This is a genomic window from Ferroglobus sp. (genome assembly GCF_015521575.1).
In the GTDB taxonomy this organism is placed as follows: domain Archaea; phylum Halobacteriota; class Archaeoglobi; order Archaeoglobales; family Archaeoglobaceae; genus Ferroglobus.
In genome coordinates, this window is sequence record NZ_WANY01000050.1 from 1 (window position 1) to 4,252 (window position 4,252).

A 4,252-nucleotide genomic window follows, 5' to 3' on the forward strand; every position below is an offset into this window, starting at 1 on the left:
GTAAATAGGAGGCGATAAAAACCTCTGGAAGAGCTCTAACTCCTTCGCTAACGACGTAATAGTATCCCTTTTGCACACCTATTCTCAAAATTTCTTCTATCGCAATCCCGTAGCCAAGGCTGACTATCGTAGCATCCATGACACCTCTGCAAATTCTCTCTTTGATCAAAAAAAGCGGATAGGCTATTAGAAAGCTTAAAAGAAAAGCTAAAACAACCGACAACTCTCCGAAAAAGTAGACGAGGTATGCGCCTACCGAAAAGGCAGAGTATAGAGAGAGATTCAGAAATTTTCCGATTCTGAAATTAAAAGAAATTAGGGAAGCGAATACCGAGAAGATGAAAAAGTTTTCGAAGAAAGTTAAGGCCATACAACCTCTGACGTTTTGAACTCTTCTGGGTACACAACCTCTATCTTTCCGTTAACGTACTCCCCTATGATTCCCTTAAGCTTTTCGCTACCCCATATAGCTTGGTGTTTGTCGTCGAACTTGTAAATCCCAGCTGCTCCTTTGAACTCTCCTTCTTCAAGATTCTTAACGAGATCCTTGTTCTTTTCGTAAGCTTGGGCAATGATCAGAATAGCGTCGTAGGTGAGTAAAGCGGCGTAGTTGTTTGCCTCTTCGCCGAACTTCTCCCTATATCCGGAGAAGTACGCTGCTGTAAGTTCGGTCTTTTTAGTGTTTTCCAAAGCGGCAGCTTGGAAAGCGATGTAATTCTGATCGAGCTGCTTTAGTGTTTGTGGTAGCGCAAGTACTCCTCCGACGGAGTAGATTATCCCTTTCCCCCCGCTGTTTCTGTACTCCTTCACGAACGTGACAGAAAGTGTTCCCGGATCTCCGAGGATGAGAACATCTTTTTCCCCAACGACCTTGGCAGCTTCTCTGGCTTTTTCCACAACATCCTTCGGATCTACAGCTGGAGACTTGTAAAAGCTCACGCCTTTGCCCTCAACTCCGCTTGCGTTAATCTTCTTCAGCATCCCTAAGTTGAATATCTTAAGGGGATCGAAGCCGACGAAGTAGAAACCTTCAGCCCCAGATATTTTCAAAAATTCAGAGGCAAGTTCTCCCCAGTAGCTCGTATTGTATGCGTTTCTGAAGACGTACTTGTTACCCTCCTCAACCATCTTTTCAAGCTGTTCAGTGGACGCTACGCTCGCTATATAAACAGTCTTTGTTTCTCCAGCCACTTTCGCTGCTGCTATCGCTTCAGGACTCGAATAAGCTCCAACAACAGCCACTACACCTTTCTCAACAAGCTGTCTGAAGGCTGAATCAGCCCCTTCAGGAGAAGATTTCGTGTCTGCAAAAATCAGCTCTATCTCATACTTAGAAAGCTTGAACTTCTCAGCGTGCTCTTTAGCGAGCAATGCAGCGTTTTTCATGGCTTTTCCGGCGGTTGCAAATTTACCGGTCTCTGGGATTAATACGCCAATTTTTAGCGTCTCTTTCCTTTCTGCACAACCGGGAAGAATCGTGGCGAGAGTAATAAGCATTATCAGCGTTAAAGCCTTGGCTCTCATAGAAAGTAATAAATAGTGCTGTGTATTTAACGCTTCCGATGTTTAGAGTGGGAATTCAGCTTCCCCACTACCCCATAGAGCTTGTTATTAAAGCTGGGGTTTATGCAGATAAACTCGGCTTTAACAGCATATTCACCCCCGATCACCTTGTTGGAATTGGGTTAAAGAATTTCTACGCTTACGAGGCATTTAGTATTCTTGGATATTTTGCCGGCAAAACGAAAGCAACGCTCGGAGTTTGTGTGAGCGATGTTTTGAGAAGAAATCCGGCTGTTGTGGCACAGGCAGCTTCGACAATAGCGTCGATGAGTGGTAGGGAGTTCATTCTCGGACTTGGAGCTGGGGAGGGGATGAACCTCCTACCCTTTGGAATAGAAACGAAGTTTATGGTTTCAAAACTTGAGGAAGGAGTCAGGATTATAAGAGAGCTCCTCAGCGGGAAGGTCGTAAGCTACGAAGGAAAATTTTTCAAAATGAATGGAGCTTTCGTCCCTCCTTCGGAAAAAGTGAAGATATGGATAGCTGGAAACTCTCAAAAAACTATGGAGATCACGGCAAAATATGCCGATGGCTGGATTCCGACCGCTACGATGGGAGAGAGAAAGTACGAGGAAAACCTAAAAAAGATCGTGAGAAAGCATAGGAAAGTCGAAGCTGGACTTTTCGCTTACACGGTCGTGGCGAAAAGCTACGATGAGGCGAGGGAGATGATAGAAGTCCCGGGAAAGTTTATAGCCTTGCTATCACCATTCAGAGGCGAGTTCTTAAAGGAAGTGGGAATAGATGAAAAAGAGCTCCCACCGAATATTTTGCACTTCACGTTCACCAAAGAGAACGTCGAGAAGCTTTTGAATGTTGCTAAACAAATTCCTTTCGAACTTGTGGAGAGAAGGTACTTCTACGGCTCTCCGGAGGATGTTGCTGAGAGAATGGAGAAGTTCATAAAAGCCGGAGTGGAGCACTTCGTCCTAACCCCCCTTGTCAGGCACAATTACTACTTGGAGTGTGTTAGACTTATAGCGGAGAGAGTTCTACCACTTCTAAGAGAAGATTAAAATACTCTGAACGATAGCTCGAAACTAATGGAGGAATCCCTGCTTGAGGTGGAAGTGGCTGGATTGAAAATGAGAAATCCCATAATCCTCGCAAGTGGCATTCTCGGAAGTTACGCTTCTTCCCTCAACAGAATTTCAGAGCACGCCGGAGCGGTAATTTCGAAAAGTGTTGGTGTAGAAGAAGTGGAGGGTTACAAAAATCCCGTCGTGGTGAACTATTCCCACGGCATAATTAACGCCATCGGCTTATCATCTCCGGGAGCTGTTAAGTTCGCAGAGGAACTGAAAGCTTACAAAGGAAGCGCTCCGCTAATAGTAAGCGTTTTCGGCTCATCTCCTGAGGATTTCGTTGAGGTTATCTCCCATTTCCCCTTCGCTTCAGCTTTTGAGCTGAACCTCAGCTGTCCTCACTCTGAGAAGTACGGATTGACTGTTGGCTCAGACCCGGATCTTGTGAAAGAAATCGTAAAAAATGCTAAGAAAGCCACGAATAAGCCAGTTTTCGCCAAAATTTCGGCAAACGTAGATGTTGTTGAGGTGGGAAAAGCCGTTGAAGAGGGAGGAGCAGACGGAATCGTGGCGATAAACACGGTAAAAGGTATGAGAATAGACATCTTCACGAAGAAGGCTATTCTAAGTAACATCAGCGGAGGTGTGAGCGGGTCTGCCATAAAACCGATAGCGATAAAATGCGTCTGGGATCTTTACGAGGAGCTTGAAATTCCAATTATAGGATCGGGTGGAGCCACAACTTGGAGGGACATTATCGAGTTCATGTTGGCTGGAGCTTCTGCCGTGGAAGTGGGGAGCGTAATGTACTATTCCCTGAGGGCGATTTACAGCTTAAAAGAAAGTCTGATAGCTTACGCAAGGATGGTAAACTGCAAATTGGAGGAGTTAATAGGTGCTGCCCACGGCTAACTTCCAGAAAAGTACCTTTCAAGGACCTTCTTCTGTCCCCTCCTCAAAATTTCAGATAAAGTTGAAGGTGCTATATTCAATTGCGAGGCAAGTTCTTCAAGCTTTATCTTCTTTGGGAAATCGAAGTAACCTTTTTCCAAGGCTATTTTTAGAATTTCTTCCTCTCTGAGCGTTACTTTATCCTTCTCCCCAAATCTGCCCTTGTAAATTATCTCGAACTCGACTCCTTCCTTTTCCAATTCCCTCGAAAGCTTAATAAAGCTGTCTTCGTCGCAAATTATGTTCCACGTAACGTTATCTTTTTCGAGGACGGCTGAAGATATCAAACAACCCGATTTGAGTATAGTCAAAGCTACATGACACGTGTGACCTTTGAAGAGTATCTTCACTTCATCTTTAGCAACTGGAGAGAAGACGCACGTAGCTGGCAATTCACTCAGAATTTTTTCGATGTTTCTCGCTTTCAGGTCAATGAGACTTCTAAGCTCTTCGTTGAACGTGCTCATTTTTTCAACCTTCACGACAGCCTCATCTAAGACTCTCCTAACTATCGAAAGCTGGCAATCCGGAGGAGCGGGAGTTTTTATCTGAACTTCGATCATCTAAGATAGCTTTTTTAAATGGTTTTAAAAATTGTTCGAATATTCAAAACTCCTCGCAAACCTCCGTAACATTTCCTATTCCGGGACTTTGCCAAAAAGAACAAATTCCTCCAAACAGCTGAAGGAGCGTAAACACCTGTCTCTTATACA

At 44.4% G+C, this 4,252-nt stretch carries 5 protein-coding genes; 2 read left to right on the top strand and 3 right to left on the bottom strand.

Annotated features, from left to right (window positions below; translation table 11 throughout):
- Window positions 1–370: hypothetical protein (locus F7C14_RS01995; protein WP_290899439.1), on the bottom strand; the 370-nt coding region annotated here is incomplete at its 3' end.
- Window positions 361–1,524, bottom strand: a complete 1,164-nt coding sequence (locus F7C14_RS02000; RefSeq protein WP_290899442.1) for an ABC transporter substrate-binding protein — start codon at window positions 1,522–1,524, stop codon at window positions 361–363. The genes F7C14_RS01995 and F7C14_RS02000, both read right to left, overlap by 10 nt.
- A 38-nt stretch (window positions 1,525–1,562) precedes the next feature.
- On the opposite strand from F7C14_RS02000, the gene F7C14_RS02005 reads away from it, so the two are divergent.
- Both F7C14_RS02005 and F7C14_RS02010 read left to right on the top strand, forming a co-directional pair.
- Complete coding sequence (locus F7C14_RS02005) at window positions 1,563–2,579, top strand: LLM class flavin-dependent oxidoreductase (protein WP_290899445.1); 1,017 nt, start codon at window positions 1,563–1,565, stop codon at window positions 2,577–2,579.
- A 27-nt stretch (window positions 2,580–2,606) separates the two neighbouring features.
- Entirely contained in the window at window positions 2,607–3,500 is an 894-nt protein-coding gene (locus tag F7C14_RS02010; RefSeq protein ID WP_290899448.1) for a dihydroorotate dehydrogenase, read from the top strand.
- On the opposite strand, the gene F7C14_RS02015 is transcribed toward F7C14_RS02010, so the two are convergent.
- Entirely contained in the window at window positions 3,497–4,102 is a 606-nt protein-coding gene (locus F7C14_RS02015; protein ID WP_290899451.1) for a helix-turn-helix domain-containing protein, read from the bottom strand. The genes F7C14_RS02010 and F7C14_RS02015 overlap by 4 nt on opposite strands.
- Between the last annotated feature and the right edge of the window lie 150 nt (window positions 4,103–4,252).